Annotated in this window: 21 protein-coding genes and 1 riboswitch; of the genes, 11 read left to right on the forward strand and 10 right to left on the reverse strand. The window is 73.9% G+C overall.

Going from position 1 to position 26981, the window contains the following annotated elements; all coding sequences use genetic code 11:
- Positions 1-88 precede the first annotated feature (88 nt).
- The 3 genes from BLT82_RS10990 (at position 89) to BLT82_RS11000 (ending at position 3233) form a co-directional block, all read left to right on the forward strand.
- Positions 89-1075, forward strand: coding sequence for an ATP-binding cassette domain-containing protein (locus BLT82_RS10990; protein ID WP_093653727.1), 987 nt, complete (start codon positions 89-91; stop codon positions 1073-1075).
- A complete protein-coding gene (locus BLT82_RS10995) occupies positions 1072-1926 on the forward strand; it encodes an ABC transporter permease (RefSeq protein ID WP_093653728.1) in 855 nt (284 codons plus the stop codon). The genes BLT82_RS10990 and BLT82_RS10995 overlap by 4 nt, the downstream gene beginning before the upstream one ends.
- Positions 1927-2156: 230 nt before the next feature.
- Positions 2157-3233 (forward strand): MerR family transcriptional regulator, encoded by a 1077-nt coding sequence (locus BLT82_RS11000; protein ID WP_093653729.1) that lies wholly within the window; start codon positions 2157-2159, stop codon positions 3231-3233.
- A gap of 153 nt (positions 3234-3386) precedes the next feature.
- On the opposite strand, the gene BLT82_RS11005 is transcribed toward BLT82_RS11000, so the two are convergent.
- The 3 genes from BLT82_RS11005 to BLT82_RS11015 all read right to left on the reverse strand — a co-directional run bounded on the left by BLT82_RS11005 (position 3387) and on the right by BLT82_RS11015 (position 9505).
- Positions 3387-7196: an AAA family ATPase gene (locus BLT82_RS11005; RefSeq protein WP_093653730.1), complete on the reverse strand. Its 3810-nt coding sequence runs from the start codon at positions 7194-7196 to the stop codon at positions 3387-3389.
- A gap of 540 nt (positions 7197-7736) precedes the next feature.
- A complete protein-coding gene (locus BLT82_RS11010) occupies positions 7737-8360 on the reverse strand; it encodes an FMN reductase (RefSeq protein ID WP_093653731.1) in 624 nt (207 codons plus the stop codon).
- Between the two features lie 2 nt (positions 8361-8362).
- A complete protein-coding gene (locus BLT82_RS11015) occupies positions 8363-9505 on the reverse strand; it encodes an LLM class flavin-dependent oxidoreductase (protein WP_093653732.1) in 1143 nt (380 codons plus the stop codon).
- A 132-nt stretch (positions 9506-9637) separates the two neighbouring features.
- Here BLT82_RS11015 and BLT82_RS37120 point away from each other — a divergent pair, with 132 nt between their 5' ends.
- Positions 9638-9790 (forward strand): DUF6126 family protein, encoded by a 153-nt coding sequence (locus BLT82_RS37120; protein ID WP_167745994.1) that lies wholly within the window; start codon positions 9638-9640, stop codon positions 9788-9790.
- A 345-nt stretch (positions 9791-10135) separates the two neighbouring features.
- Here the strand turns inward: BLT82_RS37120 and BLT82_RS11020 are convergent, their stop codons facing one another.
- Both BLT82_RS11020 and BLT82_RS11025 read right to left on the reverse strand, forming a co-directional pair.
- Positions 10136-11377: a cation:proton antiporter gene (locus BLT82_RS11020; RefSeq protein WP_093653733.1), complete on the reverse strand. Its 1242-nt coding sequence runs from the start codon at positions 11375-11377 to the stop codon at positions 10136-10138.
- 2 nt (positions 11378-11379) lie between these two features.
- Entirely contained in the window at positions 11380-11904 is a 525-nt protein-coding gene (locus tag BLT82_RS11025) for a cation:proton antiporter regulatory subunit (RefSeq protein WP_093653734.1), read from the reverse strand.
- A 170-nt stretch (positions 11905-12074) separates the two neighbouring features.
- Here BLT82_RS11025 and cbiE point away from each other — a divergent pair, with 170 nt between their 5' ends.
- Both cbiE and cobM read left to right on the forward strand, forming a co-directional pair.
- Positions 12075-13319: a precorrin-6y C5,15-methyltransferase (decarboxylating) subunit CbiE gene (gene cbiE, locus BLT82_RS11030; RefSeq protein WP_093653735.1), complete on the forward strand. Its 1245-nt coding sequence runs from the start codon at positions 12075-12077 to the stop codon at positions 13317-13319.
- On the forward strand, positions 13316-14065 hold the full coding sequence (gene cobM, locus BLT82_RS11035; protein WP_093653736.1) for a precorrin-4 C(11)-methyltransferase: 750 nt from the start codon (positions 13316-13318) through the stop codon (positions 14063-14065). The genes cbiE and cobM overlap by 4 nt, the downstream gene beginning before the upstream one ends.
- A gap of 90 nt (positions 14066-14155) precedes the next feature.
- On the opposite strand, the gene BLT82_RS11040 is transcribed toward cobM, so the two are convergent.
- Positions 14156-14908, reverse strand: a complete 753-nt coding sequence (locus BLT82_RS11040) for a cobalt-precorrin-6A reductase (protein WP_093653737.1) — start codon at positions 14906-14908, stop codon at positions 14156-14158.
- Between the two features lie 11 nt (positions 14909-14919).
- On the opposite strand from BLT82_RS11040, the gene BLT82_RS11045 reads away from it, so the two are divergent.
- Positions 14920-16047, forward strand: coding sequence for a cobalt-precorrin-5B (C(1))-methyltransferase (locus BLT82_RS11045; RefSeq protein WP_093653738.1), 1128 nt, complete (start codon positions 14920-14922; stop codon positions 16045-16047).
- A gap of 254 nt (positions 16048-16301) precedes the next feature.
- Here BLT82_RS11045 and wrbA read toward each other — a convergent pair whose 3' ends face one another.
- Positions 16302-16904, reverse strand: a complete 603-nt coding sequence (gene wrbA / locus BLT82_RS11050) for an NAD(P)H:quinone oxidoreductase (RefSeq protein WP_093653739.1) — start codon at positions 16902-16904, stop codon at positions 16302-16304.
- Positions 16905-17043: 139 nt separating this feature from the next.
- On the opposite strand from wrbA, the gene BLT82_RS11055 reads away from it, so the two are divergent.
- Entirely contained in the window at positions 17044-17676 is a 633-nt protein-coding gene (locus BLT82_RS11055) for a TetR/AcrR family transcriptional regulator (RefSeq protein WP_093653740.1), read from the forward strand.
- Positions 17677-17716: 40 nt separating this feature from the next.
- On the opposite strand, the gene BLT82_RS11060 is transcribed toward BLT82_RS11055, so the two are convergent.
- Genes BLT82_RS11060 through BLT82_RS11070 form a run of 3 tightly spaced genes read right to left on the reverse strand, consistent with a single transcriptional unit; the run spans position 17717 to position 21209 of the window.
- Complete coding sequence (locus BLT82_RS11060) at positions 17717-19258, reverse strand: precorrin-2 C(20)-methyltransferase (RefSeq protein WP_093653741.1); 1542 nt, start codon at positions 19256-19258, stop codon at positions 17717-17719.
- Positions 19255-19896, reverse strand: a complete 642-nt coding sequence (locus tag BLT82_RS11065; RefSeq protein ID WP_093653742.1) for a precorrin-8X methylmutase — start codon at positions 19894-19896, stop codon at positions 19255-19257. Before BLT82_RS11065 ends, BLT82_RS11060 begins: the two co-directional genes overlap by 4 nt.
- The gene (locus BLT82_RS11070; RefSeq protein ID WP_244291916.1) at positions 19893-21209 is read right to left on the reverse strand and encodes a hypothetical protein; all 1317 of its coding nucleotides are present in this window, start codon (positions 21207-21209) and stop codon (positions 19893-19895) included. The genes BLT82_RS11065 and BLT82_RS11070 overlap by 4 nt, the downstream gene beginning before the upstream one ends.
- Positions 21210-21270: 61 nt before the next feature.
- Positions 21271-21397, forward strand: a riboswitch (cobalamin riboswitch).
- A 42-nt stretch (positions 21398-21439) separates the two neighbouring features.
- Here BLT82_RS11070 and cobN point away from each other — a divergent pair.
- From cobN to BLT82_RS11085, 3 genes are all read left to right on the forward strand, one after another.
- On the forward strand, positions 21440-25048 hold the full coding sequence (gene cobN, locus BLT82_RS11075; protein WP_093653744.1) for a cobaltochelatase subunit CobN: 3609 nt from the start codon (positions 21440-21442) through the stop codon (positions 25046-25048).
- 129 nt (positions 25049-25177) lie between these two features.
- A complete protein-coding gene (locus tag BLT82_RS11080) occupies positions 25178-25741 on the forward strand; it encodes a DM13 domain-containing protein (RefSeq protein ID WP_208867836.1) in 564 nt (187 codons plus the stop codon).
- A gap of 12 nt (positions 25742-25753) precedes the next feature.
- The gene (locus BLT82_RS11085; protein WP_093653745.1) at positions 25754-26914 is read left to right on the forward strand and encodes a methyltransferase; all 1161 of its coding nucleotides are present in this window, start codon (positions 25754-25756) and stop codon (positions 26912-26914) included.
- The last annotated feature ends 67 nt before the right edge of the window (positions 26915-26981 follow it).

A 26981-nucleotide genomic window follows, 5' to 3' on the forward strand; every position in this document is an offset into this window, starting at 1 on the left:
GACCGCCCGGCCGTCCACCTCGACTGCCCGACCATCCCGCGGACCGCGACCGCGACCGCCACAGCGAAGGAACCGAAGGAACTCGACGATGAGTACAGATCTGGCCATCGAGACGAACGGCCTGGTGAAGGTGTTCGGCGACAACCGGGCCGTCGACGGTGTCGATCTCCGTGTGCCCGCCGGCACCGTCTACGGCCTCCTGGGGCCGAACGGCGCCGGCAAGACGACCACGGTGAAGATGCTGGCCACCCTCCTCAGGCCGGACGGCGGCGAGGCGCTGGTCTTCGGCAGCGACGTGCTGAAGGACGCCGACACGGTGCGCGGCAGAGTAAGCCTCACCGGGCAGTACGCCTCGGTGGACGAGGACCTCACCGGCACGGAGAACCTCCTTCTGCTGGGCCGGCTCCTCGGCCACGGGAAGCGGGCGTCGCGCGAACGGGCGGCGCAACTGCTCGACGCGTTCGGGCTGACGGAGGCCGCCGACCGCCAGGTGAAGAACTACTCGGGCGGCATGCGCCGCCGCATCGACATCGCCGCGTCCATCCTCAACACACCGGACCTGCTGTTCCTGGACGAGCCGACCACCGGTCTCGACCCGCGCAGCCGCAACCAGGTCTGGGACATCGTGCGGGCCGTCGTCGCCCAGGGGACGACGGTCCTGCTGACCACGCAGTACCTGGACGAGGCCGACCAGCTGGCCTCCCGGATCGCCGTCATCGACCACGGCCGGGTGATCGCCGAGGGCACCAAGGGCGAGCTGAAGGCGTCCGTCGGAGCCGGAGCCGTCCATGTGCGGCTGCGCGACGCCGACCGCCGCCCGGACGCCGAGCGCGTCCTCACCGTCGCGCTGAACGCCACGGTCCAGCTCGAGGCGGACCCGGTCGCCCTGACGGCACGGGTCAACGGCCACGGCACGGAGCTCGGAGCGGCGGAGCAGGCCGCCCGCGCCCTGGCGGAGCTGGCCCGAGAGGGCATCACCGTCGACAACTTCGCGCTGGGTCAGCCCAGCCTGGACGAGGTCTTCCTCGCCCTCACCGACCGCAAGCCCGCCACCGAGAAGGAAGCCGTCGCATGAGCACCGCAGCCACCCGGGAAGCAGAGGACCTCACCTTCACCGCGCCGAAGACGGAGTCCCTTGCGGCCCTGCTCGTCGCCAGGGAACGCCCGCCGCGGCCGAGCGCCCTCGCGGCATCCGTGACCTTCGGCTGGCGCGCCATGCTCAAGATCAAGCACGTGCCGGAGCAGCTCTTCGACGTCACGGCTTTCCCGATCATGATGGTGCTGATGTACACGTACCTCTTCGGCGGGGCGCTGGCCGGCTCGGTCGACGCGTACATCCAGTTCCTGCTCCCCGGCATTCTGGTGATGAGCGTCGTGATGATCACGATGTACACGGGTGTCGCCATCAACACCGACATCGACAAGGGCGTCTTCGACCGCTTCCGTACGCTGCCGATCTGGCGGCCCGCGCCGATGGTCGGCTATCTCCTCGGCGACGCCGTCCGCTATGTCATGGCCTCCGTCGTGATGCTGACGGTCGGCATGATCATCGGCTACCGGCCGGAGGGCGGCCCGATGGGCGTCCTGCTCGGCGTGGTCCTGCTGCTGGTCTTCTCCTTCGCCTTCTCCTGGATCTGGACGATGTTCGGGCTGATGCTGCGCACGGAGAAGTCCGTCATGGGCGTCAGCATGATGGTGATCTTCCCGCTGACCTTTCTGAGCAATGTCTTCGTCGAGCCGAAGACGATGCCGGGCTGGCTGCAGGCGTTCGTCAACAACAGCCCGGTGACCCATCTGGCGACGGCCGTGCGGGAGCTGATGGCCGGCAACTGGCCGACGGCCGACATCGCTTGGACGCTGGGCTGGGCGGCGCTGTTCGTGGTCGGGTTCGGTGCCATCACCATGCGTCTGTACAACCGCCGCTGAGACCCGAGCCGGCCCCGCTTCGAAGGGGCGTGCGCACCAGGGGCCGATCGAGCGAGGAGGCGCGGGCGGTGGACGCCGGTGGTTCACACGGGGGTGGAACCACCGGCGTCCGCCGTGTCGTCCTTCTCCCTCCGGTGACGGCCGGCTGTTGACCTTCCCGGCGGGGGAAGCCCCAGCATCGGCCGTACCGGGCGCGTCGCCCGGTACGAGGAGGAAGGCGGGGAGCCGGTATGGGGCTGCTGACCATAGGGGCGTTCGCACGGGCCGCGCGGCTCTCGGCGAAGACGCTTCGCCGTTACGACGAGCAGGGCCTGCTGCGTCCGGTCCAGGTCGACCCGTTCACCGGCTACCGCTACTACGACCCGGCACAGCTGGAGCACGCCCGGCTGGTGGCCTGGTTGCGGCGCATCGGCATGCCGCTCGCCCGTATCCGCTCCGTCTGCGCGCTCCACTCGGCGGACCCGGACGCGGCGGCCCGGGACATCCGTGCCTACTGGGCGCGGGTGGAGGCCGAGACGGCAGCGCGGCGCGACCTCGCCGACTTCCTCGTCGACCGGCTGTCCGACGCGGCAGCGAGAAAGGACCGTCCGATGCAACGACTCGGCGCACCTCTGGGGCTCCGCTACGCCGCCCTCTCCGACCGCGGCCTGGTCCGCGACACCAACCAGGACTCCGTGTACGCGAGCCCGCGTCTGCTGGCCGTCGCCGACGGTTACGGCGGCGGCGGCCAGCAGGCGGGCGGGGCGGCGATCGACGCCCTCCGTCCGCTGGAGAGCGCGTCCGCCGAATCCGGCGACCTGCTCAATCTCCTGGCCGACGCGGTGCAGCTCGCCCATCGCGCGGTCCGCGACCTCCCGGACTCCGGCACCACCCTCACGGCACTGCTGTGGACCGGTTCCCGGCTCGGTCTGGTCCACATCGGCGACACCCGCGCCTATCTGCTGCGCGCCGGGAGGATCTTCCGCATCACCCATGACCACACCGTCGTCCAGGCGATGATCGACGACGGCGGCCTCACCGAGGACGAGGCCCGCTCCCACCCCCAACGGGCCATGCTGCTCAAGGCACTCGACGGAGCGGACTCGCCTGCGGAACCCGATCTGCGCCTGCACGACGCGGAGGCCGGGGACCGCTATCTGCTCTGCTCCGACGGGCTGTTCACGGTCGTCCCGGAGTCGGAGCTGCGTCGTGTGGCGGCCACTGTCGCCGATCCGGAGCAGGCGGTACGGGAGCTGATCGTTCTCGCCAACGAGGCCGGCGGACCGGACAACGTCGGCTGTGTGGTGGCCGACGTGGTGGAGCTGTGAGCTGAGCCCTGGGGAAGGACGGGGACCGAGTGGGCCCGGCTCCGTGCATACGGGGCCGGGCCCACGCGTTCCGGTCCGAACAGCCCGTCCCGGTACGGACCTTCGAGTGCCGGGAGGGGCTGGTCCACGGGTGGCGGGGCGGAAGTCCCTCGTTCAGAGCCGCCACCGCACCGGCTGCTCCGGCCGGTAGCCGCACGCGGACCCCGTGGAGACGGACGCCCTCAGATGGGCGGCCAATTCCGGGTGCAGGGAGCCGAGTTTGCGGAGGGTGTCACGGATCCGGGCCGTGACGGCCTTCCGGGCGCGCTCGGCCTCGTCACCGAGCCGGCGGGTGCGGCCGCCCAGCCCGGCGGCGCTGCGGAGTTCGTCGAGGAGCGCCGCACGTTCGCGGTCGTATGCGGCGGCGCGGTCGTCGTCCCCGGAGGCCGACGCACGGTCTATTGCGTCGTCGAGCTGCTCCAGACGCCTTCGATACCTGGTCTTGGCCTCTTCGTCCAGCACCGGATCGCCGCCGAAGCTCCGTGCGGCGACGGCGGTTTCGCCGGATCCCGCGGCGACGAGCCGGACGGCCGGGACATCGGTGCCCGGGGCGGCCAGCAGGGTCGCCAGATCGCGCAGGCCCTTGGCGTCGGGGACATGGACCGTACGGCCCTCGTAGGCCAGCAGCCATACGGCGCCCTCGCGTCGGAACACGCCCTGCCTCTCCTGCGCGCCCTGCTCGGGCGGTGCGGTGTGCGGCTCCCCGGCCGGTCGGCGGGCATGGGAGAGCGACGGAGACAGGGCCGGCCGGGGGGACTCGGGGGCCTGCGGTGCCGGTGGTGGCTGGGATGCCTGCGCGGCTGTTCCGGTCAGATGGGGACGCGAGCTCTCCGGCACGCCGGGGCGAGTCGACGGGCCGGGCGGCCCGGACTGCGCCTGTGCGGCGGGCCGTTCGGCCGGCGGGCCACCGGGTGCGCCGGCACCCTGCTCCTGCTGCTCCTGCTGCCCGGCCGGCGGCCCGGCGAACGGTGCCGTGACCGCGGCCTGCATGCCGAGGGACTTCGCCTCCTCGGCGGTCAGTGCGGCGAGCTCTTCCGCCCGGACCCGGTCGGACGCCGTGGCCCGGCCGCGCAGGGCCCCGGCCAGGGCCGCTCTCGCGCGCAGCGCCCAGGGGCGGGCGCTCAGCCTGTCCGCCGAGGCGACCGCCGAGTCGAGTTCTGCGACGGCCGCGTCCCAGCGCCCCGCAGCCGCGTCGAGCAGACCGAGCCAGAGGTCGACGGGACCGCTGATGTCACAGCCGTACAGGGACACCACCCACTGGCCCCGGTACGGCTCCAGGGCGCTTCGTGCCGACGCGATGAGGGCCTCGTCCCCCGACAGGGCCGCCGCCTGCGCCCGTAGCCGGATCCACAGCGGTTCGAAGATCCGTGGGAACGGCTCGGGCAGCCCTTCCAGCTCGGCCACCACCCGGAGCGTGCGGGCCCGGTCGCCGAGCTCCGCGGCCGTGATGCCTTCCAGCAGCCCCGGATACGGGTGCCCGACCGCACCCAGCTGTCCCAGGATCTCCTCCGCCTGCGCGAACCGGCCCTGGAGCAGCCGCAGACCCCACACGATGTGCAGCGCCATGAAGGCGAAGGGGGAGTGATCATTGCCCAGGTCGGTGACCTGCGAGAGATGTCCCTCCGCCTCCTCGAAACGGCCGTTGAGGGAGGCGACCAGACACTGGTCGACGGAGACGCCCAGGTCCGTGCGGCGTACGCCCATCCGCTCGGCGAGGGCCCGGGCGATCCGCAACTGGTCCAGATAGCGGGGGTCGTCGAGTTCGAGCAGCGTGACCCAGCGCATCGAGGTGGCGTGGAACTCCATGTCCCGGTTCCTGGTCCGGCGCGCGACCGCGGCCATCTCGTGCGTGAGGGCGAGACGCTCCTCCGACGTGCCGAGGCCCCAGATCGAGTCGTGCCGGGCCCAGAGCGAGAAGGCGAGGGCGTCGTCGTCCTCGCCGCGCCGGGCGAGCGTCGTGGACAGCCCCGCGAGCTCCTGGGCGATCAGCTCGGGCGGGAGCCTGTCGGGGTCCGGCCGGCCGGGGTCGGTCCCGCCGCCGGTCAGCGCGCGGTAAGCATCGCGCAGCAGCGCCGTGCTGCGGGTGCGCGTCGGGCCGTCCGCCAATGCGCTGTGCGTGTACAGGGTGATGGCGACCCGGGCGAGCAACTCGCCCTCGCCCACCGCGGTGGCGAGCGCCGCCGCCCTGTCGAACACGGCCCACGACTCCGCGTCCGCGCCGTTGTGGTGCAGCTCCCCGGCGAGATCCAGGGCCACCAGTGCGGCCCGCCGCCTCAGCGCCCGCGTGGCTTCGGAAGCGTCCGCCCGGTCCGCCCGGTCCGCGGGGTCCGCGGGGTCGGTGCGGTCCGCGGGGTCGGTGCGTGCCTCCTCGTACGCGCCCGGGTGTTCGGCGCCGTGCGGGTCCGTACCCGGCGTGCCCGCACTCCGCGTGCCCGTCCCGGACGGAGCGGATTCGCGCGGTGGTGCGGCCGCCGTCCCGGGTGGTCCGCCCCGCTCCCCGTCCGCCGGTCCTGGGGCCGCCCCGAGAGCCGGTCCGTCGGCCGGTTCGCCGCCTCCGTCCGCGGCCGCCGCCCCGGCCGTCGTGCGCTCCGCCGCCGACTCCGCGATCTCCAGGGCCCGGCGGTAGTGGCCCACTGCCTCCTCCGAGGCCAGCCGTCCGCCGGCGTCGCGCCCCGCCTCCACCAGGAGCTCGACGCGGAGCTCGGGTGGCAGCTCCTCGCCCGCCAGGTAGGCGTGACCGGCGAGGTCGCCGGGCAGGATCCGCACCTGCTCCGGCAGCCCGGCCGCGCCGTGCAGCGCGCGGACGACCGCCGCGTGGCGAGCGCGTGCGTCGGACTCGTCCAGCGCGTCGTACAGCGTCTCCCGCACGAGATCGTGGGCGAACGCGAACCGTCCGGACGCCCGCGCCGTGACCAGCCGGGCCGCCACCGCCCGCTCCAGCAGCCGGTCCACATGCGGGACCGGCGCCCCGGCCACCAGGGCCAGCACCTGCCGGTGGAAGTCGCGGCCCAGCACGGCGGCCACCGTCAGCAGCGCGCCGACGGGTCCCGGCAGCAGGCCCAGCCGCCGTCGCACCGCCTCCCGTACCCCGGGCGCCACGGCGGTGACGGGGCTGCCGCTGTGCCACAGCCGGGCGGTCTGCTCGACGAAGAACGGATTGCCGCCGGTGCGCCGGTGCACCTCCCCGACGAGCGCGGGGTCCGGTTCGCGACCGGTGGTGACGGTCATCAGCGCCCCCACCTCGTCGCGCTCCAGCCCGGTGAGCGTCAGCGTCGTCGCCCGCGAGGCGAGCGGCAGGATCAGCTGCTGCAGCGGGTGGCCGGGCGTCTCCACCTCGGCGTCGCGGTAGGTCCCGAGAAGCAGCAGCCGCTCGAACCAGGCGTGCTGCGCCGCGAATTCGAGCAGTTTCAGCGACGCGGGGTCCGACCAGTGCAGATCGTCGAGCACGACCACCACCGGGCGGCCCTGCGAGACGGTGACCAGCGCGGTCGTCACCGCGTCGTACACCGCGAACGGCTCCTTGTCCCCGTCGGCCGCGAAACGCTCCTCGGGCTCCTCGCCCACGGCCCCGGCGTCGCCCGCGCCGCGCGCCCCGCCGGTCTCCCCGAGGAGCACGGCCAGACGTCCGCCCGCCGCCCCCTCGGCCCGTGTCCACTCCTCCTCGCCGACGGCCCGCCGGAGCGCCCGGACCACCTGGACCCACGGCCAGTACCCCGGTGCGCTGTCGGAGTCCCAGCACGATCCGCCGAGCACCAGCGCACCGCGCTGCCGGGCCTCCCGGGCGGCCTGTGTCACGAGCGTCGTCTTGCCGATGCCCGCCTCACCCGTGACCAGCACGAGGCCCCCGTGGCTGTCCGTCGCCCGGCCGATCTCGGCCCGGAGGACGCTCACGGGGTGCTCGCGCCCGATGAGTGCGGGAGTCATGGCGAAAACGATAGGAGGCGCCACCGACAACCGGTACGTGAAGCCGCGCACGGGGTCGTCGCGAGCCGTGTCCGGTCGCCCCTGTCCGCACTCCGCGTCCCCGGGCCGCCCCGGGGTGCCCTCGCGGCCGCAGCGGCCCGGCGGCCGCGTCCACCGGCCGCTCGGCCCTCTGCCCGGCGGCCGGTTCGGCCTCCCGCCCCCGGAGATCCAGCGGCCCCCGACTGCTCCACCGACAGTCCCCGACCGCTCCGGCGACGGGTCGGCGACCGCTCCGCCGGCCGGCCCGCACGACCGGATCAGCCGAGCCCGGACCGGTCACCCGCGAAAGCCGTCGACCGCGGATCGGCGGCCCGCCCTGGACCGTCACCCGCGGATCGGCGGCCCGCCGCGGGACCGTCACCCGCGGATGGGCGGCCCGGATGGGCGGCCCGCCGCGGGACCGGCCGCCCGTGGACCGGTCACCCGCGAGAACCGTCCCCCGATGACCAGTCGCCCGCGGATCGATCGCGACGGTGCCGATCCCACCCGGGTGCGTGCCGATCAGTCGAAGCGCAGGTCGGCCAGCTGCCGCTCGTACTCCCCCGGCTCGTCCGTGCTCTCGTCACGGGCGGGACGGCTCGCCATCAGCTCGGCCAGCTCGCCGCCGGCCCTGCGGATCCGGGCGGGCAGCCCCTCGGTGTACTCGTCGCCGCTGGAGCCCCAGTCCTCCGACGCCGCGTACACGGCGGTCGGCACGACCAGCGCCCGCAGATAGGCGAAGAGCGGCCGCAGGGCGTGGTCCAGGGCGAGTGAGTGCCGGGCGGTGCCGCCGGTCGCCGCGACGAGCACGGGCTTCCCGGTCAGCGCCTGCGGGTCCACCAGGTCGAAGAACGACTTGAACAGCCCGCTGTACGAGGCAGTGAAGATCGGTGACACGGCGATCACGCCGTCCGCCTTCGTGACCGCGTCGATCGCGGCGCCGAGCGTGGGCGAGGGGAAGCCCGTCACCAGGTTGTTGGCTATGGCGGTGGCGAGGTCGCGCAGCTCGATCACCTCGACCTCGACCTTCCGGTCCTGTTCCGCCAGCCGCTCCTGGGCCGCCTCGGCCAGCCGGTCGGCCAGCAGCCGGGTGGACGAGGGACTGCTCAGCCCCGCCGACACGGCGACGAGCTTCAGCTGTTCCATGGTCAGTCCTCCTTGCCGGGGGTGCCGGGGGTGCCGGTGGTGCCGGTCGTTCCGGCGGGGCCGTGGGTTCCGTTGCCGCGGGCGGCGGCCACGGCCGGGTGGACCGGGGCGTCCGGGACCCCGGCGGGCCGCAGGTTGGCGAACTCCTTGCGCAGCACCGGGACGACCTCCTCGCCGAGGATGTCGAGCTGCTCCAGCACGGTCTTCAGCGGAAGTCCGGCGTGATCCATCAGGAACAGCTGGCGCTGGTAGTCGCCGACGACCTCACGGAAGCCGAGGGTCCGATCGATGACCTGCTGCGGCGACCCGACGGTCAGCGGTGTCTGCTCGGTGAAGTCCTCCAGCGACGGGCCGTGCCCGTAGACGGGCGCGTTGTCGAAGTACGGGCGGAACTCCCTCACCGCGTCCTGGGAGTTCTTGCGCATGAACACCTGCCCGCCGAGGCCGACGACGGCCTGCTCCGGCGTGCCGTGCCCGTAGTGCGCGTACCGCTTCCGGTAGAGCGCGACCATCCGCCTGGTGTGCTCGGCCGGCCAGAAGATGTTGTTGTGGAAGAAGCCGTCGCCGTAGAACGCGGCCTGCTCGGCGATCTCCGGCGAGCGGATCGAGCCGTGCCAGACGAAGGGCGGGACACCGTCCAGCGGCCGCGGCGTGGACGTGAAGCCCTGCAGCGGCGTGCGGAACTTGCCCTCCCAGTCGACGACGTCCTCCCTCCACAGCTTGTGGAGGAGGGCGTAGTTCTCGATGGCGAGCGGGATGCCCTGACGGATGTCCTGGCCGAACCAGGGATAGACCGGTCCGGTGTTGCCGCGGCCCATCATCAGGTCGACGCGCCCGTCCGCCAGATGCTGGAGCATGGCGTAGTCCTCGGCGATCTTCACCGGGTCGTTGGTGGTGATCAGCGTCGTCGAGGTGGACAGGATCAGGTTCTCGGTGCGCGCCGCGATGTGCCCCAGCATCGTGGTCGGGGACGACGGCACGAAAGGCGGGTTGTGGTGCTCGCCGGTCGCGAAGACGTCCAGGCCGACCTCCTCGGCCTTCAGCGCGATGGCGACCGTCGCCTTGATCCGCTCGTTCTCGGTCGGGGCCCGACCGTTGGTCGGATCGGTGGTCACGTCACCGACGGTGAAGATTCCGAACTGCATCGCGCTTCGCCTCCAGGAGCCAGTTGGTTGAATCTTAAACTGTCATCTGGAACGGACGCCACCCAGGAACTATTCCGCCCGTACGCTGGAGTCCCCGGAGCGCCGTGCCCGGGGCCCGGGAGGATGCAGCCGATGAGCGAGACCGCGCGCGAGAGCGAGCGCGAGAGCGAGCGCTGGAAGGAGCGCGGCGTGGCCCTGCGCGTGTTCGTGTACGTCTTCGCCACGCACGCCTTCGCGGGCTTCGTCTGGCTGCTCTTCTACGTGGGGCAGAACGCCCAGAAGTGATCAGCGGTCCCTCTGCCGATGACGGTGCCGCGACACCGCCCAGGCCGCGCGGATCACCTGCTCGGAGGTCCTCGGCCCAGAGGCCCAGGTCGAACGGCGCCGGCAGGTGGAGGGGCGCGCCGAAGGGGTGCGGCCCGTCCACACGCGTGCAGCCCAGCCGGCCCGGTTCCCCGCATCGCGTCACGCTGCGCTCCTTCGCAGGCGCGGGGGTGACGTCACGGATCCACGTTCCCGGAGGCATCCCCTGGGGCAGGCGCTTCCGCGCATCCTGAGCGCCCGATCGCGGACACTGCTCGATCGGTGCTCGAGACGACCGCACCGCGGGCATGCGAGGACCGGAAGCGATCAGCCGCCCGCTGCCGGAGCCACCGCGCCGTCCGTGACGGTCGCCCCCCGCTCCGCGCTCCCCGGCGGCCGCGGCCGCGGGCTGTGGCGGAGCCAGGACTGGACGGAGTGGACCGCGGGCTCGGTCCAGCGGGCGGCGAGCGGGCCCAGGATCACCAGGACCAGCACGTATGCGGTGGCCAGCGGCACGACGCGCGGCTCGGTTGCGGCCGCCAGTCCGGCGATGACGATGGAGAACTCGCCGCGGGCGACGAGCATGCCGCCCGCCCGCAGCCGGCCGCGCGGGCCGATACCGGCGCGGCGGGCCGCGTACCACCCGGTCGCGATCTTGGTCAGGCTGGTGAACACGGCCAGCAGCAGCGCGGGCACCAGCACCGGAGGGATCGCCGTCGGGTCGGTCGACAGCCCGAAGAAGACGAAGAAGACCGCGGCGAAGAGGTCGCGCAGCGGGGTGAGCAGCCGCCTCGCGCCCTCCGCCACCTCGCCCGACAGCGCGATGCCCACCAGGAACGCGCCCACCGCCGCCGACACCTGCAGCTCCTGCGCCACACCCGCGACCAGCAGGGTGAGGCCCAGCACGACCAGCAGCAGCATCTCCGGGTCGTCGGAGGAGACCGCCCGGCTGAGGTGCCTGCCGTGGCGGACGGCGAGGAGGAGGACGAGGGAGACCGTGCCGACGGCGATCAGCAGGGTGATGCTGCCGCCGGCCAGTCCGAGGCCCGCGAGCAGCGCGGTCAGCAGGGGCAGGTAGACGGCCATGGACAGGTCCTCGATGACCAGGACGCCGAGGATCACCGGGGTCTCGCGGTTGCCCAGCCGTCCCAGGTCCGTGAGGACCTTGGCGATCACGCCCGACGACGAGATCCAGGTGACGCCGGCCAGTGCCACGGCCCCCACCGGTCCCCAGCCGAGCAGCAGCGCCGCCGCTGCACCCGGCGGAGCGTTGAGCAGGAAGTCCACGAGGCCCGAGGGGTACTGGGTGCGCAGGCTCGTCACCAGCTCGGACGCGCTGTACTCCAGGCCCAGCAGCAGGAGCAGCAGGATGACGCCGATCTCGGCGCCGACGGCGATGAAGCCCCCGCTGGCGCTGAGCGGCAGCAGTCCGCCTTCGCCGAAGGCGAGACCGGCCAGCAGATAGAGGGGGATCGGGGACAGCCCGAAGCGTCCGGCGAACCGGCCGATCAGCCCCAGCGTGAGGATGATCCCGCCGAGCTCGATGAGGAGCATGGTCGTGCCGTGCACGGTCAGCCTCCGGCACCGGAGACGCCGGGATCGTCTCCGGAGTCGCCGGGAACGTCCCCGGATCCCGCGATGATCTCGGTGAGCGCGTCCACGCCCTCCCGGGTGCCGACGACGACGAGCGTGTCCCCGATCATCAGCCGGAAGCCGGGTCCGGGCGAGGGGTGCACATTGCTCGGGCGGCGCACGGCGACGATCGAGGCGCCCGTGCGGGTACGGGCGCGGGTGTCGCCGAGCGGCCGTCCCGAGTACGGCGAGCGTGCCGAGACCGGAATGTGCTCGGTCACCAGGTCGAGCCCGTCGGTGCGCACGCCCTCGACGGCAGCCGGGTCCAGCAGGTGGGCGAGCGTGCCGGCCTCGTCGGGCGTGAGCGGTACGGACGACGCGCACTCGTCGGGATCGTCCGCGGAGTAGAAGCCCAGGAACCGCCGGCCGTCCTGGTGGACGACCAGCGAGAGGTGATGACCGCTCTCCGAGGTGAAGTCGTACTGCGTACCGACGCCCGGCAGGGGGGTCCGTCGAGTGGCCATGGCTGCCTCCCGGAGCCGAGTCGGACGATGAGGCGGGCGTGGCGGGGCCGGGACCAGGGGCTGGTTCTTCAGTTCAGTATCACGTGATCTTGGACGGCCCGCGCGCCGGTGACGGGCGTCTCACTCCCCGCGAACCGGCAGCCACCTGCGCGGACAGTAGAGTCCGGTCCGTGATTTCCGATCCCCGCCCCGCCGTCTCCGTCGTCGGGATCGGCGCCGACGGCTGGGACGGACTGCCCGAGACCTCGCGTGCCGTGCTGCGCGCCGCGGACGTCCTCGTCGGCGGCGCCCGCCAGCTCGCGCTGCTGCCCGCAGCCGAATGCGCGGGCGAGCGCGTGCCGTGGCCGTCGCCGCTGCGCCCCGCTGTGCCCGCGCTGCTCGCCGAGCACGCGGGCCGCCGCCTCGCGGTCCTCGCGAGCGGCGACCCGATGTTCTACGGCATCGGCCGCACCCTCACCGAGCTCGCCGGCGCCGACGCGCTGCGCGTGCTGCCGCATCCGTCGGCCGTCTCGTACGCCTGCGCCCGCCTCGGGCTGCCGGTGGAGGAGACCGAGGTCGTGACGCTGGTCGGCAGGCCGGCCGCCGGGCTCGCCGCGGCGCTCCACCACGGCCGGCGGCTGCTGGTGCTGAGCGCCGGCGCCGACACCCCGGCCGAGGTGGCGGCGCTGCTGACCGAGAGGGGCTTCGGCCCCAGCCGGATGCAGGTGCTGGAACAGCTCGGCTCCGAGCGCGAGCGCCGGGTCGGCGGCACCGCGGAGACCTGGGAGCACCCGCCGGGCGATCCGCTCAACGTCGTCGCCGTCGACTGTGCGCGGGCCACCGGGGCGCTGCGGCTCGGCGCCGTGCCGGGACTGCCCGACGAGGCGTACGAGAACGACGGCCAGCTGACCAAGCGCCATGTGCGCGCCGCGACGCTCGCCGCGCTCGCGCCGGCGCCGGGCGAGCTGCTGTGGGACGTGGGCGGCGGTTCCGGCTCGATCGCGATCGAGTGGATGCGCACGCACCGGTCGTGCCGGGCGGTCACCGTCGAGCGGGACGCGGAACGGGCCCGGCGCATCGAACGCAACGCGGAGTCGCTCGGCGTGCCCGGACTGCGGGTCGTCACGGCGGCGGCGCCGGCCGGACTGGCCGGGCTGCCCGTGCCCGACGCGGTGTTCATCGGCGGCGGGCTCACCGCGCCGGGACTGCTCGACGCCTGCTGGGACGCGCTGCCGGAGGGCGGACGGCTCGTCGCGAACACCGTGACGCTCGAGTCGGAGGCACTGCTGGCGGAGCGCTGCCGGCGGCACGGCGGCGAGCTGGTGCGGCTCGCCGTTGCGCACGCCGTTCCGGTCGGCGGTTTCACCGGCTGGCGGCAGGCGATGCCCGTCACGCAATGGTCCGTCACCAAATCCTCTGCAGGAGAGCCCTCATGACCGTCTACTTCATCGGTGCGGGACCCGGTGCCGCCGATCTGATCACCGTGCGCGGCGCGCGGACGCTCGCGTCGTGCGGCGTGTGCCTGTACGCGGGCTCGCTCGTCCCGGCCGAACTCCTCGCCGACTGCCCGCCGGACGCGCGTCTCGTGGACACAGCGAACCTCGATCTGGACGCGATCACCGCGGAGTTCGTCCGCGCCCACCAGGAGGGGCACGACGTGGCCCGGCTGCACTCCGGCGACCCGTCCGTCTTCAGCGCGGTGGCGGAGCAGATGCGGCGGCTCGACGCCGCGGGCATCCCGTACGAGGTCGTCCCCGGCGTTCCGGCGTTCGCGGCCGCGGCGGCCGCGCTGAAGCGGGAGCTGACCGTGCCGACGGTCGGCCAGACGGTCGTCCTGACCCGCGTCGCCCAGCAGGCCACCCCCATGCCCGAGGGCGAGGACCTGGCCACGCTGGGCCGCAGCGGTGCCCTGCTCGTCCTGCACCTCGCCGCCCGCTACGTCGACCGCGTGGTCGCCGAACTGCTGCCGCACTACGGCCCCGACTGCCCCGCCGCGGTGGTGGCCATGGCCAGCCGGCCGGACGAACTGATCCTCCGGGGCACGCTCGAGGAGATCGCCGGGCTGACGAAGGAGGCGGGTGTCACGAAGACGGCGGTCATCCTCGTGGGGCGCACTCTGGCGGCGTCCCAGTTCCGCGACAGCCACCTGTACGACCCGGCGCGGGCCCGGCACGTCTGCTGACGGCCCGTCCGCCGTACGGGCTCGCCGGCCCCTCGCCTCAGGCCCGGGCGTCACCCAGTCCCCGGCCGTGTCCCGGCCCTCGGACCGGCGTCACCCGGTCCCCGGAACCTGCCCCAGCCCCGTCACCCACACCAGTGCCTCCTCCACCGTCGTCGCCGTCGGGACGCCTTCAGGCACCGGCGGACGGCTGATCACGACGACCGGGAGGCCCGCCTCGCGGGCCGCGGCGAGCTTGGGGGAGGTCGCGTCGGCGCCGCTGTCCTTGGTCACCAGGACGTCGACGGCGTGCTCGGCGAGCAGGGCCCGCTCGCCGTCGAGGGTGAAGGGGCCTCGGTCGAGGAGCACACGCATCCGCGCGGGGTGCGGCGGCTCGGGCGGGTCGACGGAGCGGACCAGGAACCACAGGCCGTCGAGGTGCGCGAAGGACGCCAGGCCCATGCGGCCCGTCGTCAGGAACACCCGGCGCCCCAGCGACGGCAGCACGTGCGCCGCCTGCGCGAGCGAGTCGACCCGGTGCCAGTCGTCGCCCGCCACCGGGACCCACCCGGGCCGCCGCAACGCGAGCAGGGGAACATGGGCCTGGTCCGCGGCGCGCGCCGCGTTGAAACTGATCGTCCCGGCGAAAGGGTGGGTGGCGTCGATGAGCACGTCCACCTGGTGCTCGCGCAGCCAGGCGGCGAGGCCCTCCGCCCCGCCGAAGCCTCCGATCCGGACCTCGCCCCTGGGCAGTCTCGGCGCCGCGACCCGCCCCGCCAGCGAGGTGGTCACCCGCTCCCCGCGCGAGTGCAGCGACTCGGCGAGCTTGCGCGCCTCCGTCGTGCCGCCGAGGACCAGGACGTGCACGGGGAACCTCCATGAGTGAACACGCGCCCGTGGGCGGACGCAGCGCCCAACTCAAGCACACCGGTCTCCGGCCCGGCTGGACCACCGGGGCCTGTGCCACCGCAGCGACGACCGCCGCGTACACCGCGCTGCTCACCGGCGACTTCCCGGACCCGGTGACGATCACCCTGCCGAAGGGCCAGACGCCCGCGTTCGCGCTGGCCGCGGAGGAACTGGCGCGCGGCAGGGCGACGGCGGCAGTCGTGAAGGACGCCGGCGACGACCCGGACGTCACCCACGGCGCGCTGATCCGTGCGAGCGTACGGGTCCTGCCCGCCGGTTCGGGCGTGGTCTTCCGCGCGGGGCCCGGCGTCGGCACCGTCACCCGCCCCGGGCTGCCGCTCGACGTCGGCGAGCCGGCGATCAACCCGGTGCCCCGGCAGATGATGCGCGACCACGTCGCGGAGGTCGCCGCCCGGCACGGCGGCGCGGGCGACGTCGAGATCACCGTCTCCGTCGACCACGGCGAGGAGATCGCGCGGTCCACCTGGAACCCGCGCCTCGGCATTCTCGGCGGACTGTCCGTCCTCGGCACGACGGGCGTCGTCGTGCCCTACTCCTGCTCGGCGTGGATCGACTCGATCCGCCGCGGTGTGGACGTGGCCAGGGCGGCGGGACGCACCCATGTCGCCGGATGCACGGGCTCGACGTCGGAGAAGACGGTCGTCGCCCTGTACGGGCTGCCCGAGGACGCACTGCTCGACATGGGCGACTTCGCGGGGGCGGTGCTCAAGTACGTCCGCAGGCACCCCGTCGAGCGGCTCACCGTCTGCGGCGGCTTCGCGAAGCTGTCCAAGCTGGCGGCGGGCCACATGGATCTGCACTCCGCCCGCTCCCAGGTGGACAAGGGCTTCCTCGCGGAGCTGGCCCGGCGGGGAGGAGCGGACGAGGAACTGGCGGCCGAGGTCGCCGCGGCCAACACCGGCCTCGCGGCGCTCCAGTCGTGTGCGGCGGGTGGGGTACCGCTGGGCGATCTCGTGGCCGCGACCGCCCGTGACCAGGCACTGGAGGTGCTGCGGGGCGCGCCGGTCACGGTGGACGTGGTGTGCGTCGACCGGGCCGGCACGGTGGTCGGCCGCTCGACGCCGAAGGGGCCCTGAGGCCGGGCGGCGGGGGAGGCGGCGCGGGCTCCGGCCCCGAACGCCCGGTGCCCCGGCGCCTTACGCGGGCTCGTGGGCGCGCCACGCGTCCGCCTCCGCAGCGGGCCCCGCCCAGCGCCCGCCGAGGCCGGCGTCTGCGCACCCGCCCACGACCGCGCGGCGCCTTACCGCCCTGCGCCTCAACGCCCTCGCCTCACCGCGCGGCGCCTCACCGACGAAGGGCCGCCCGGGCAGCGCCCCGACGGCCCTCCGGCTCAGCTCTCGTCGCTCAGCCGCGCCGCGATCCTCGCGAGCCGCTCGCCCTGGTAGCGCGCGGCCTCGAGCGTCTCGTCGGCCGGTGCGCCGGCGCCGCCGGGGTGGGAGGTGCCGTAGGGGTTGCCGCCCGCGCCGTACACGACGGGGTTGGTGTAGCCGGGCGAGACGATGATCGAGCCCCAGTGGTGGAGCGTGTTGTACAGCGCGAGCAGCGTGGACTCGTTGCCGCCGTTGGCGTTGTGCGCGCTGGTGAAGCCCGTGGCCGGCTTGTCGGCCATGACGCCCTGCTGCCACAGCCCGCCGGTGGTGTCGAGGTACTGCTTGAGCTGCGCCGCGATGTTCCCGAATCGGGTCGGCGAGCCGAGTGCGTAGGCGTCCGCCCACTCCAGGTCGTCGAGCGTGGCGACCTCGACGTCCTTCGTCGCCTCGACGTGCTCGCGCCACGCGGGGTTGGCGTCGATGGCCGCGTCCGGAGCCAGCTCCGGCACCCGGCGCAGGCGCACCTCGGCGCCCGCCTTCTCGGCGCCTTCGGCGACGGCCTTGGCGAGCTGGTGCACGTTGCCGGTCGACGAGTAGTAGATGACCGCGACCTTGGCGCTCATGGGGTGGCCCCTTTCCGGGGGAGACGGTGGATTTCCGGGAGGACGGTAAGCGGATTGCTATCCGCTTCTCTCGTCCGGAGTAAACCGGATAGCTATCCGGTTGGCAAGCGGGTCCGGTACCCTCGGCGAGGTGGAAGACATGCGCGGCAGCGTCCGCACCGAACTGGCGATCACCGGCCAGCCGCCGGCCGAACGCGCCGACGCCGCGCGCAACCGCCGGAAGATCCTCGACGCTGCGGCGGGGCTCGTCGCCGAGCGCGGGCCCGAGGCGATCACGATGAACGCCGTGGCGCAGGCCGCCGGGATCGGAGTGGGCACGGTCTACCGCCGCTTCGGCGACGTGGCCCAGTTGCTGTTCGCACTGCTCGACGACCGCGAGCGGCAGTTCCAGGAGGGGTTCCTCAGCGGGCCCGCACCCCTCGGGCCGGACGGGCGGCCCGCCGAGCGGCTGCGCGCCTTCCTCCACGCGCTCGCCGACCATGTCGCCGAGCAGCAGACGACGATGCTCGCCGCGGAGGCCGCCTCACCGCTCGCGCGCTACACGAGCGGCGCGTACCTCACCATGCACACGCACGTGTCCATGCTGCTGCGCCAGGTACGGCCCGAGGCGGACGAGGCCGTACTGGCGCACCTGCTGCTGGCCCCGTTCCTGCCGAGCCTGTTCCGGCACCTCACCGCGGAATGCGGGAGGTCGCCGGAGCAGATCAAGGCGGGGATCGATCAGCTGATGGGGCTCTGCGCCGGGGAACTGCGGGGCTTCTGCGCGGAGTAGGCCCCGGGCGCGGCGCTCGGCACCGCCCCCGGGCGCGTACTCACTCCGGCGCCGGGCCGTTCGCGGTCGCCTGCGCGCCGGCCGGTTCCGGGTACGTCCGCGGGGTCCAGACGATCTCCTCGCCCGAGCCGCGGCGCACCGTCCGGGTCTGCGACGAGCCGACGAGCAGCAGCGTCCGCATGTCCACCACCGCCGGGTCGAGTTCGCCGAGGCGCACGATCCGCACGCTCTCCTCGGGGCCGCCGACGTCGCGCGCGACGACGACGGGGGTGTCCGGGGCGCGGTGGCCGAGCAGCAGCTCACGGGCCTTGGCGACCTGCCAGGTCCGGCTCTGCGAACCGGGGTTGTAGAGGGCCAGGACGAGATCGGCCCGGGCCGCCGCCGTCAGCCGCTCCGCGATGACCTCCCACGGCTTCAGCCGGTCGGAGAGGGAGATGGCCGCGTAGTCGTGCCCCAGCGGTGCCCCGGCACGCGCCGCGGCGGCGTTCGCCGCGGTGAGGCCCGGCAGCACGCGTACGGGCACGTCCGCGTACGGCTCCTGCGCCGCCACCTCCAGCACGGCCGTGGCCATGGCGAACACCCCCGGGTCGCCGCCCGACACCACGGCCACCCGGCGGCCCCGCCGCGCGAGGTCGAGGGCGAACTCCGCCCGCTCCGACTCCACCTTGTTGTCCGAGCCGTGGCGCCGCTGCCCGGCCCGCAGCGGCACCCGGTCCAGATAGGTCGTGTAGCCGACCAGGTCGTCGGCGGCGGCGAGAGCGCCGCGCGTCTCGGGCGTCAGCCACAGGGGCCCGGCCGGTCCGGTGCCCACGACGACGACCTCGCCCTGAGGGCGCGCCTCGGGCCGCACCTCGTCGATCCGGCTCGGCAGCACCGCCACCGAGAAGTACGGCACCGACTCCGGGTCCACGTCCGCCAGCCGCCCGGTGCGCTCGCCGGTCATCGTGGCCCGCTCCACGTAGCGTGCGTCCTCCAGGCGGCCCGCCCGCTCCAGCGCCCGCCGCACGGCGGGAAACGTCCGCCCGAGCTTCATCACCACCGCCGAGTCCGTGGCGGCCAGACGGGCCGTCAGCTCCTCCTCGGGCAGCGTGCCCGGGACGATCGTCAGCACCTCCTCCGCCTCGCAGAGCGGCTCCCCGAGCCGCGCGGCCGCGGCGCTCACCGAGGTCACGCCCGGGATCACCTCGGTCGGGTACCGGTGGGCCAGCCGCTTGTGCATGTGCTGGTAGGAGCCGTAGAAGAGCGGGTCGCCCTCCGCGAGCACGGCCACGGTCCGCCCCGCGTCGAGATGCGCCGCGAGCCGGGCCGCGGCCTCCTCGTAGAAGTCGTCGAGCGCCCCCCGGTAGCCGCCGGGATGGTCGGTGGTCTCCACGGTGATCGGGTACATCAGACGCTCCTCGATGTGGTCGGGGCGCAGATGCCCCGCCACGATGGAGCGCGCGATGGAACGGCCGTGCCGGGCGCAGTGGTACGCCACGACGTCCGCCTTCGCGACGACCTCGGCCGCCCGGAGCGTCATCAGCGACGGGTCGCCGGGGCCGAGCCCGACGCCGTACAGCCTGCCGGTCTGCTGTGTGCTCACTCCGCCTCACTCGCCATCGCGTTGATCGCGGCCGCGGCCATGGCGCTGCCCCCGCGCCGGCCGCGTACCACCAGGTACTCCAGTCCGCCCCCGTGTGCGGCGAGGGCGTCCTTGGACTCGGCCGCGCCTATGAAGCCCACCGGTGCGCCGATCACCGCGGCCGGGCGGGGCGCGCCCTCGTCGATCATCTCCAGCAGCCTGAAGAGCGCGGTGGGGGCGTTGCCGACGGCGACGACGGAGCCTTCGAGGCGGTCCCGCCAGAGTTCGAGTGCCGCGGCGCTGCGGGTCGTACCGAGCCCGGCGGCCAGCTCCGGCACGGACGGCTCGGACAGCGTGCAGATCACCTCGTTGCCGGCGGGCAGCCGCTTGCGGGTGACGCCGCTCGCCACCATCTGCGCGTCGCACAGGATCGGAGCCCCGGCGCGCAGTGCCTCGCGGGCGCGTGCCACCACCCCGGGCGAGTACGCGAGATCGCGGACGAGGTCGACCATCCCGCAGGCGTGGATCATCCGCACCGCGACCTGGCTGACGTCGGCCGGGAGCCCGTCGAGCTCGGCCTCGGCGCGGATCGTGGCAAAGGACTGGCGGTAGATCTCCGCGCCGTCCTTCTCGTAGTCGAACACGGTCTTGTCGCTCATTTCGTCGTACGGGTTCGGGCTGTGGCGATGGTGTCGGCGAGCTCGGCGCGGGACGGCACGGGTACGGGGACGCCGTGCGCGGTCACCCGGTACGCGCCGTCCCCGACGGCCACGACGTCCACGTAGTCCCCCCGCGGACGGCCGCAGCGCCGCTCGCAGCCGGACCAGTACACGGGCAGTCCGCCCCGGCCGGGTACGGCGTCGGCCCGCACGTCGGCCAGGGACTTGGCGCACCCGGGCCGCCCGGTGCACGCGCCGACCCCGTACCAGGGCGAGTCCGCGCGGGTGATGAGGCCCGCCCGCCCGAGTGCCCGGAGCCGCGCCTCCGCCGTGCCGCGGTCGGCGAACCCGGGCAGGACCACCCCGCGCCACGGGGTCAGCCGCACCTCGTCCGCGGGAGCCGGCAGCAGCTCCCGCAGCTGGTCGGCGGTGAGCCGCCCGAGCGGAGCCGCGACGGACACGGCCCAGCCGTCCGGTCCCGCCACGACCCCGGGCAGGGGACCGCCACCGGGCCCCGCGGGCCCGTCCGGGGGCGGTCCTGGGCGCGCATCCGGGGCGGAGTGTTCCGTTCCGTCGGCGGGGTCCGGTGGTACCGGCACCACCCCCGCCCGTTCCAGCCGCGCACCCACGGCGACGTCCTGCCCGTCCGGCAGCTCCCGCACGCGCCAGGCGCCCGTGCCCGCCTCGGCGGCCGCGGTCAGGAACGCCTCCGCGGCGGCGAGCGCGGCCCGTGCCGCGTCGGCGGCACGCACCCGGTGGGTGTGGCGCCCGATCCGCAGCACCGCGCGCCCGTCCGACTCTGCGAGCAACGTCACATCCGCACCGAGCCCGGCGACATCGCCCCGGCCGTCGTCCAGCGCGAACAGGAACCGGCCCGACAGACCAGCGGCCGGCCCGCTCGCGCACAGCAGCGCGTCCAGCTCCGAGGCCCACAACTGCACGTCGGAGCGGCCGAGTCCGTCGAGTCCGGCCAGCGGCGAGGCCACGATGTTGCGCACCCGCTCATGGGTTTCGGAGGGCAGCAGTCCGGCGTCACGCAGCAGTTCCGCCAGCTCCGCCCCGCAGCCGTCCGCGAGGCCGCGCAGCTCCGCGTTCCCCCGGGAGGTGATGCTCAGCGCCCCGTCGCCCAGCCGTCCGGCCGCGACGGCCAGCGTCTTCACCTGACCACCCGTCAATTTACCTGCGGGCAGGCGCAGTCGGGCCAGCCGCCCGTCGTCCGCCGGATGCAGCCGCAGCGCACCCGGGCAGGCGTCGCCCCGGTCCCGTATGCGGGGTTCGCCCCGGTCCGGGGGTGTTGTCGGTGTGGGCGGCATGGCGGCGAGCATACCCACGTCCTTCCAGGTGGCCGCCTGCCGGCGGACCGCAGCCTCTACTATGCAAAACGGCACAGGGTCCCAGGGCCCTAGGGAGGAAGCCCGGTGAGAATCCGGCGCGGTCCCGCCACTGTGAACCGGGTCCCGGCAACGGGCTCCGGTGAGTCAGGAACTCCCGCCGACCACGACCACCCGGGGCGCGGAAACCCCGAGGAAGGCCTGCGCACGCGATGACGCACGCGACGATCCTGCTGCTGTCGACCTCCGACACCGACCTGCTCAGCGCCCGTGCCGCGGAGGGCCCGGTCCGGTACCGCTTCGCGAACCCTTCCCGTCTCCCGCTCGAGCGGCTGCCGGAGCTCCTCGACGGCACCGATCTGGTCGTCGTGCGCCTCCTCGGCGGCATCCGCGCCTGGCAGGAGGGCCTCGACGCACTGCTCGCGCAAGGCCGCCCGGTGGTCGTCCTCACCGGTGAACAGGCCCCGGACGCACAGCTGATGGAGGCGAGCACCGTCCCGATCGGCATCGCGGCCGAGGCGCACGCCTACCTCGCCCACGGCGGTCCGGACAACCTGGAGCAGCTCGCCCGCTTCCTGTCCGACACCGTCCTGCTCACCGGCCACGGCTTCGCCCCGCCCGCCCCCGCCCCCACCTGGGGCGAGCTGGAGCGGACCACGCGTCGCGACAGCGGCCCGCTCGTCGCCGTGCTCTACTACCGGGCCCACCACATGAGCGGCAACACCGCCTTCGTCGGCGCCCTGTGCGACGCCGTCGAGGACGCGGGCGGCCGGGCCCTCCCGCTGTACGTCGCGTCCCTGCGCGCCCCCGAGCCGGAGCTGCTGGAGCGGCTCCGCGACGCCGACGCCGTCGTCACCACCGTCCTCGCCGCGGGCGGCACGCGGCCCGCCGAGGCCCAGGCCGGAGGGGACGACGAGGCATGGGACGCGGGCGCGCTCGCCTCGCTCGACGTGCCCGTGCTGCAGGCACTGTGCCTGACCGGGCCGCGCAGCGCCTGGGAGGAGAACGACGAGGGCCTGTCCCCGCTGGACGCGGCCAGCCAGGTCGCCGTCCCCGAGTTCGACGGCCGCCTGATCACCGTGCCGTTCTCGTTCAAGGAGATCGACGAGGACGGCCTCCCGGCGTACGTCGCCGACCCGGAGCGGGCCGCCCGCGTCGCGGGCATCGCCGTCCGCCACGCCCGGCTGCGGCACATCCCGAACGCCGAGAAGCGCCTCGCGCTCGTCCTCTCCGCGTACCCGACGAAGCACTCCCGCATCGGCAACGCGGTCGGCCTCGACACCCCCGCTTCCGCCGTCTCGCTGCTGCGCCGACTCCGCGACGAGGGCTACGACTTCGGCACCGAGGAGATCCCCGGCCTGGCGTCCGGCGACGGCGACGAGCTGATCCGCGCGCTCATCGAGGCCGGCGGCCACGACCAGGACTGGCTCACCGAGGAGCAGCTCGCCCGCAATCCGGTCCGCATCCCGGCCGCCGACTACAAGCGCTGGTACGCGACCCTGCCGCAGGAACTGCGCGAGCACGTCGAGGAGCACTGGGGCCCGGCGCCGGGCGAGATGTTCCTGGACCGCTCCCGCAATCCCGAGGGCGACATCGTCCTGGCGGCCCTGCGCCGCGGCAACCTGCTGATCGTCATCCAGCCTCCGCGCGGCTTCGGCGAGAACCCGATCGCGATCTACCACGACCCCGATCTGCCGCCCTCGCACCACTACCTCGCCGCATACCGCTGGATCGCCGCCCGGCAGGAAGACGGAGGATTCGGCGCCGACGCGATGGTCCACCTCGGCAAGCACGGCAACCTGGAGTGGCTGCCCGGCAAGAACGCCGGACTGTCCGCGGCCTGCGCGCCCGACGCCGCGCTCGGCGACCTTCCGCTGGTCTACCCGTTCCTGGTCAACGACCCGGGCGAGGGCACCCAGGCGAAGCGCCGCGTCCACGCCACCCTCGTCGACCACCTCGTCCCGCCGATGGCGCGCGCCGACTCGTACGGCGACATCGCGCGCCTGGAGCAACTCCTCGACGAGTACGCGCAGATCTCCTCCATGGACCCGGCGAAGCTGCCGGCGATCCGCGCCCAGATCTGGACCCTGATCCAGGCCGCGAAGCTCGACCACGACCTCGGGATGGAGGACCGCCCCGACGACGACGGCTTCGACGACTTCCTGCTGCACGTCGACGGCTGGCTGTGCGAGGTCAAGGACGCCCAGATCCGCGACGGACTGCACGTCCTCGGCGGCGCGCCCACCGGCCCGGAGCGGGTCAACCTCGTCCTGTCGATCCTGCGCGCCCGGCAGATCTGGGGCGGTACGACCGCGCTGCCCGGACTGCGCGAGGCGCTCGGCCTCGACGAGTCCGCCGCGACCCGTACCACCGCCGACGAGGCCGAGGCCCGCGCCCGCGCCCTGGTCGAGGCGATGGAGGACGCCGGCTGGGACCCGGCCGCCGTCGCCGCCGTCGCCGAGGGCCACGGCAAGGCCGTCGCCGACATCCTCGGCTTCGCCGCCCGGGAGGTCGTCCCGCGGCTCGCCGCCACCACCGACGAACTCGACCACGCCGTCCACGCCCTGAACGGCGGCTTCGTCCCGGCCGGACCGTCCGGCTCGCCGCTGCGCGGCCTGGTCAACGTCCTGCCGACCGGCCGCAACTTCTACTCGGTCGACCCCAAGGCCGTGCCCTCCCGCCTCGCCTGGGAGACCGGCCAGGCCCTCGCCGACTCCCTCCTGGAGCGCTACCGCACGGACAACGGCTCCTGGCCGACGTCCGTCGGGCTCTCCCTCTGGGGCACGAGCGCGATGCGCACCGCCGGCGACGACGTCGCCGAGGCGCTGGCGCTGCTCGGCGTCCGTCCCGTCTGGGACGACGCCTCCCGCCGCGTCAACGGCCTCGAACCGGTCCCGCTCGCCGAGCTCGGCCGCCCCCGCATCGACGTCACCCTGCGCATCTCGGGCTTCTTCCGCGACGCGTTCCCGCACGTCATCGGCCTCCTCGACGACGCGGTCCGGCTGGCCGCCTCGCTCGACGAGCCCGTCGACGACAACTTCGTACGGGCCCACGCCCAGGCCGACCTTGCCGAGCACGGCGACGAACGACGCGCCACCACCCGCATCTTCGGCTCCCGCCCCGGCACGTACGGCGCCGGACTGCTCCAGCTGATCGACTCCCGCGACTGGCGCACCGACGCCGATCTCGCCGAGGTCTACACGGTGTGGGGCGGCTACGCCTACGGCCGCGGACTCGAAGGCCGCGCGGCGCGCGAGGAGATGGAGACGGCGTACAAGCGGATCGCGGTCGCCGCGAAGAACACCGACACCCGCGAGCACGACATCGCCGACTCCGACGACTACTTCCAGTACCACGGCGGCATGGTCGCCACCGTCCGCGCCCTGCGCGGCAGCGCACCCGAGGCGTACATCGGCGACTCCACCCGCCCGGAGACGGTCCGCACCCGCACCCTCGTCGAGGAGACCTCCCGCGTCTTCCGCGCCCGGGTCGTCAACCCCAAGTGGATCGAGGCGATGCGCCGCCACGGCTACAAGGGCGCCTTCGAACTCGCCGCCACCGTGGACTACCTGTTCGGCTACGACGCCACGACCGGCGTGGTCGCCGACTGGATGTACGACAAGCTCGCCCAGGCGTACGTCCTGGACCCCGAGAACCGCGAGTTCCTCCAGCAGGCCAACCCCTGGGCCCTCCACGGCATCGCGGAGCGACTGCTGGAGGCGGAGTCGCGCGGCATGTGGGAAAAGCCCGACCCGGCGGTCGTCGACGCCCTGCGCCAGGTCTTCCTCGAGACGGAGGGCGAGCTGGAGGGCGACGGCTGACGCCGGCACCACGGAAGCCCTCCGGCCGGTCCCGGCCGTCCGGCGTTGTCCGGGCCGGCCGGCGGGCGTAAGACTTCCGTCACCACCCGGAACCTGCCCTCCGCCGGCCCGGGCGACTTCAATGGAGTCATGAGGACATCGGTGGTACGCAGGCCCCTGGTGATCGTGGGGCTGGTGGTGGTCGCGGTGGTGGCCGTCGCCGGACTGTACTGGTTCCAGCCCTGGAAGCTCTGGGTGGACGAGACCGTGCGCGAGGAGCTGCCCGCGGCCTCCCCGGCCTCGCCCGACGGGCCGGGGACGTCGGCGGACACGGCGCCGTCGGCCCCGTCCGCACCGGAGGTGCTGGCCACGGGGAGCTTCATCAGTCATGAGCACACCACGACCGGCAGTGTGAAGATCGTCCGGCTCCCGGACGGGTCCCGCATCCTCCGGATCGAGGACCTGGACACCAGCAGTGGCCCCGACCTGCGCGTCTGGCTCACGGACGCGCCGGTGAAGGAGGGCAGGGACGGCTGGCACGTCTTCGACGACGGGGAGCACGTCAGCCTCGGCAAGCTGAAGGGCAACCAGGGCGACCAGAACTACGCGCTGCCCGCCGACGCCGATCTGAACCGTCTGACCAGCATCAGCATCTGGTGCGACCGCTTCGACGTCTCCTTCGGCGCCGCGGAGCTCGGGAAGGCGCCCGCGTAGCCTGAGAGCACGATGAACACCTTCACCACGCCATGGGGCGACCTCGGGCTCACCCGCTTCCCCGAGGACCCCCGTGACCCGCTCCGCGCCTGGGACGCCTCGGACGAGTACCTGCTGCGCCGGCTGGAGGGCGAGACGCTCGACGGCACCGTCGTCGTCGTGGGCGACCGCTGGGGCGCGCTGGCCACGGCGCTCGCCGCGCTCCGGCCCGTGCAGATCAGCGACTCCCATCTGACCCAGCAGGCGACCCGCGCCAACCTCGCCCGCAACCGCACGGCCGCCGAGGCCGGCGGCGTACGGCTGCTGTCCACCCAGGACACCCCGCCGGAACGCGTCGACGTCCTGCTGGTCCGCGTCCCCAAGAGCCTCGCGCTGCTGGAGGACCAGCTCCAGCGGCTCGCGCCCCGGCTGACCGCGGACACCCTCGTCGTCGGCACCGGCATGGTGACGGAGATCCACACCTCGACGCTGAAGCTCTTCGAGCGGATCGTCGGCCCCACCCGCACGTCACTGGCGGTGAAGAAGGCCCGGCTCATCCACTGCACCCCCGCCCCGGACCGCATCGGACCGGCGGCCGTCGCGGAAGGGCCCTGGCCCCACAGCTACGCGCTGCCGGCCGGCGTCGGCGTGATGTCGGGACGGCAGGTGACCAACCACGCGGGCATCTTCTGCGCCGACCGGCTGGACATCGGCACCCGCTTCTTCCTCGAGCACCTCCCCGACCGCCGCGGTCCGCTCCGCGTCGTGGACCTGGGCTGCGGCAACGGCGTGGTGGGCACGGCGGTGGCGGTCGCGAACCCGGAGGCCGAGGTGGTGTTCACGGACGAGTCCTTCCAGGCCGTCGCCTCGGCCGAGGCCACCTTCCGGGCGAACACGGGCCCGTCCGCCAAGGCCGCCTTCGTGGTCGGCGACGCGCTGTCCGGGACGGAGCGGGAGTCGGCCGACCTCGTACTGAACAACCCCCCCTTCCACACCCACCGCGCGCTGACCGACAGCACCTCGTGGCGGATGTTCACCGGCGCACGCAGGGCCCTGCGACCCGGCGGCGAGCTGTGGGTGATCGGCAACCGGCACCTGGGCTACCACGTCAGACTGCGCCGGATCTTCGGGAACTGCGAAACCGTCGCGAGCAACCCCAAGTTCGTGGTCCTGCGTGCGGTGAAGCGCCGCTGACGAGCGGGGCGCGGGGATCAGGGAGGCCGCGCGGGCGGGCCCGACGCGCGGGGGCCCGGCGCGGCCG

The organism is Streptomyces wuyuanensis (genome assembly GCF_900103455.1).
GTDB classification, from domain to species: Bacteria; Actinomycetota; Actinomycetes; order Streptomycetales; family Streptomycetaceae; genus Streptomyces; species Streptomyces wuyuanensis.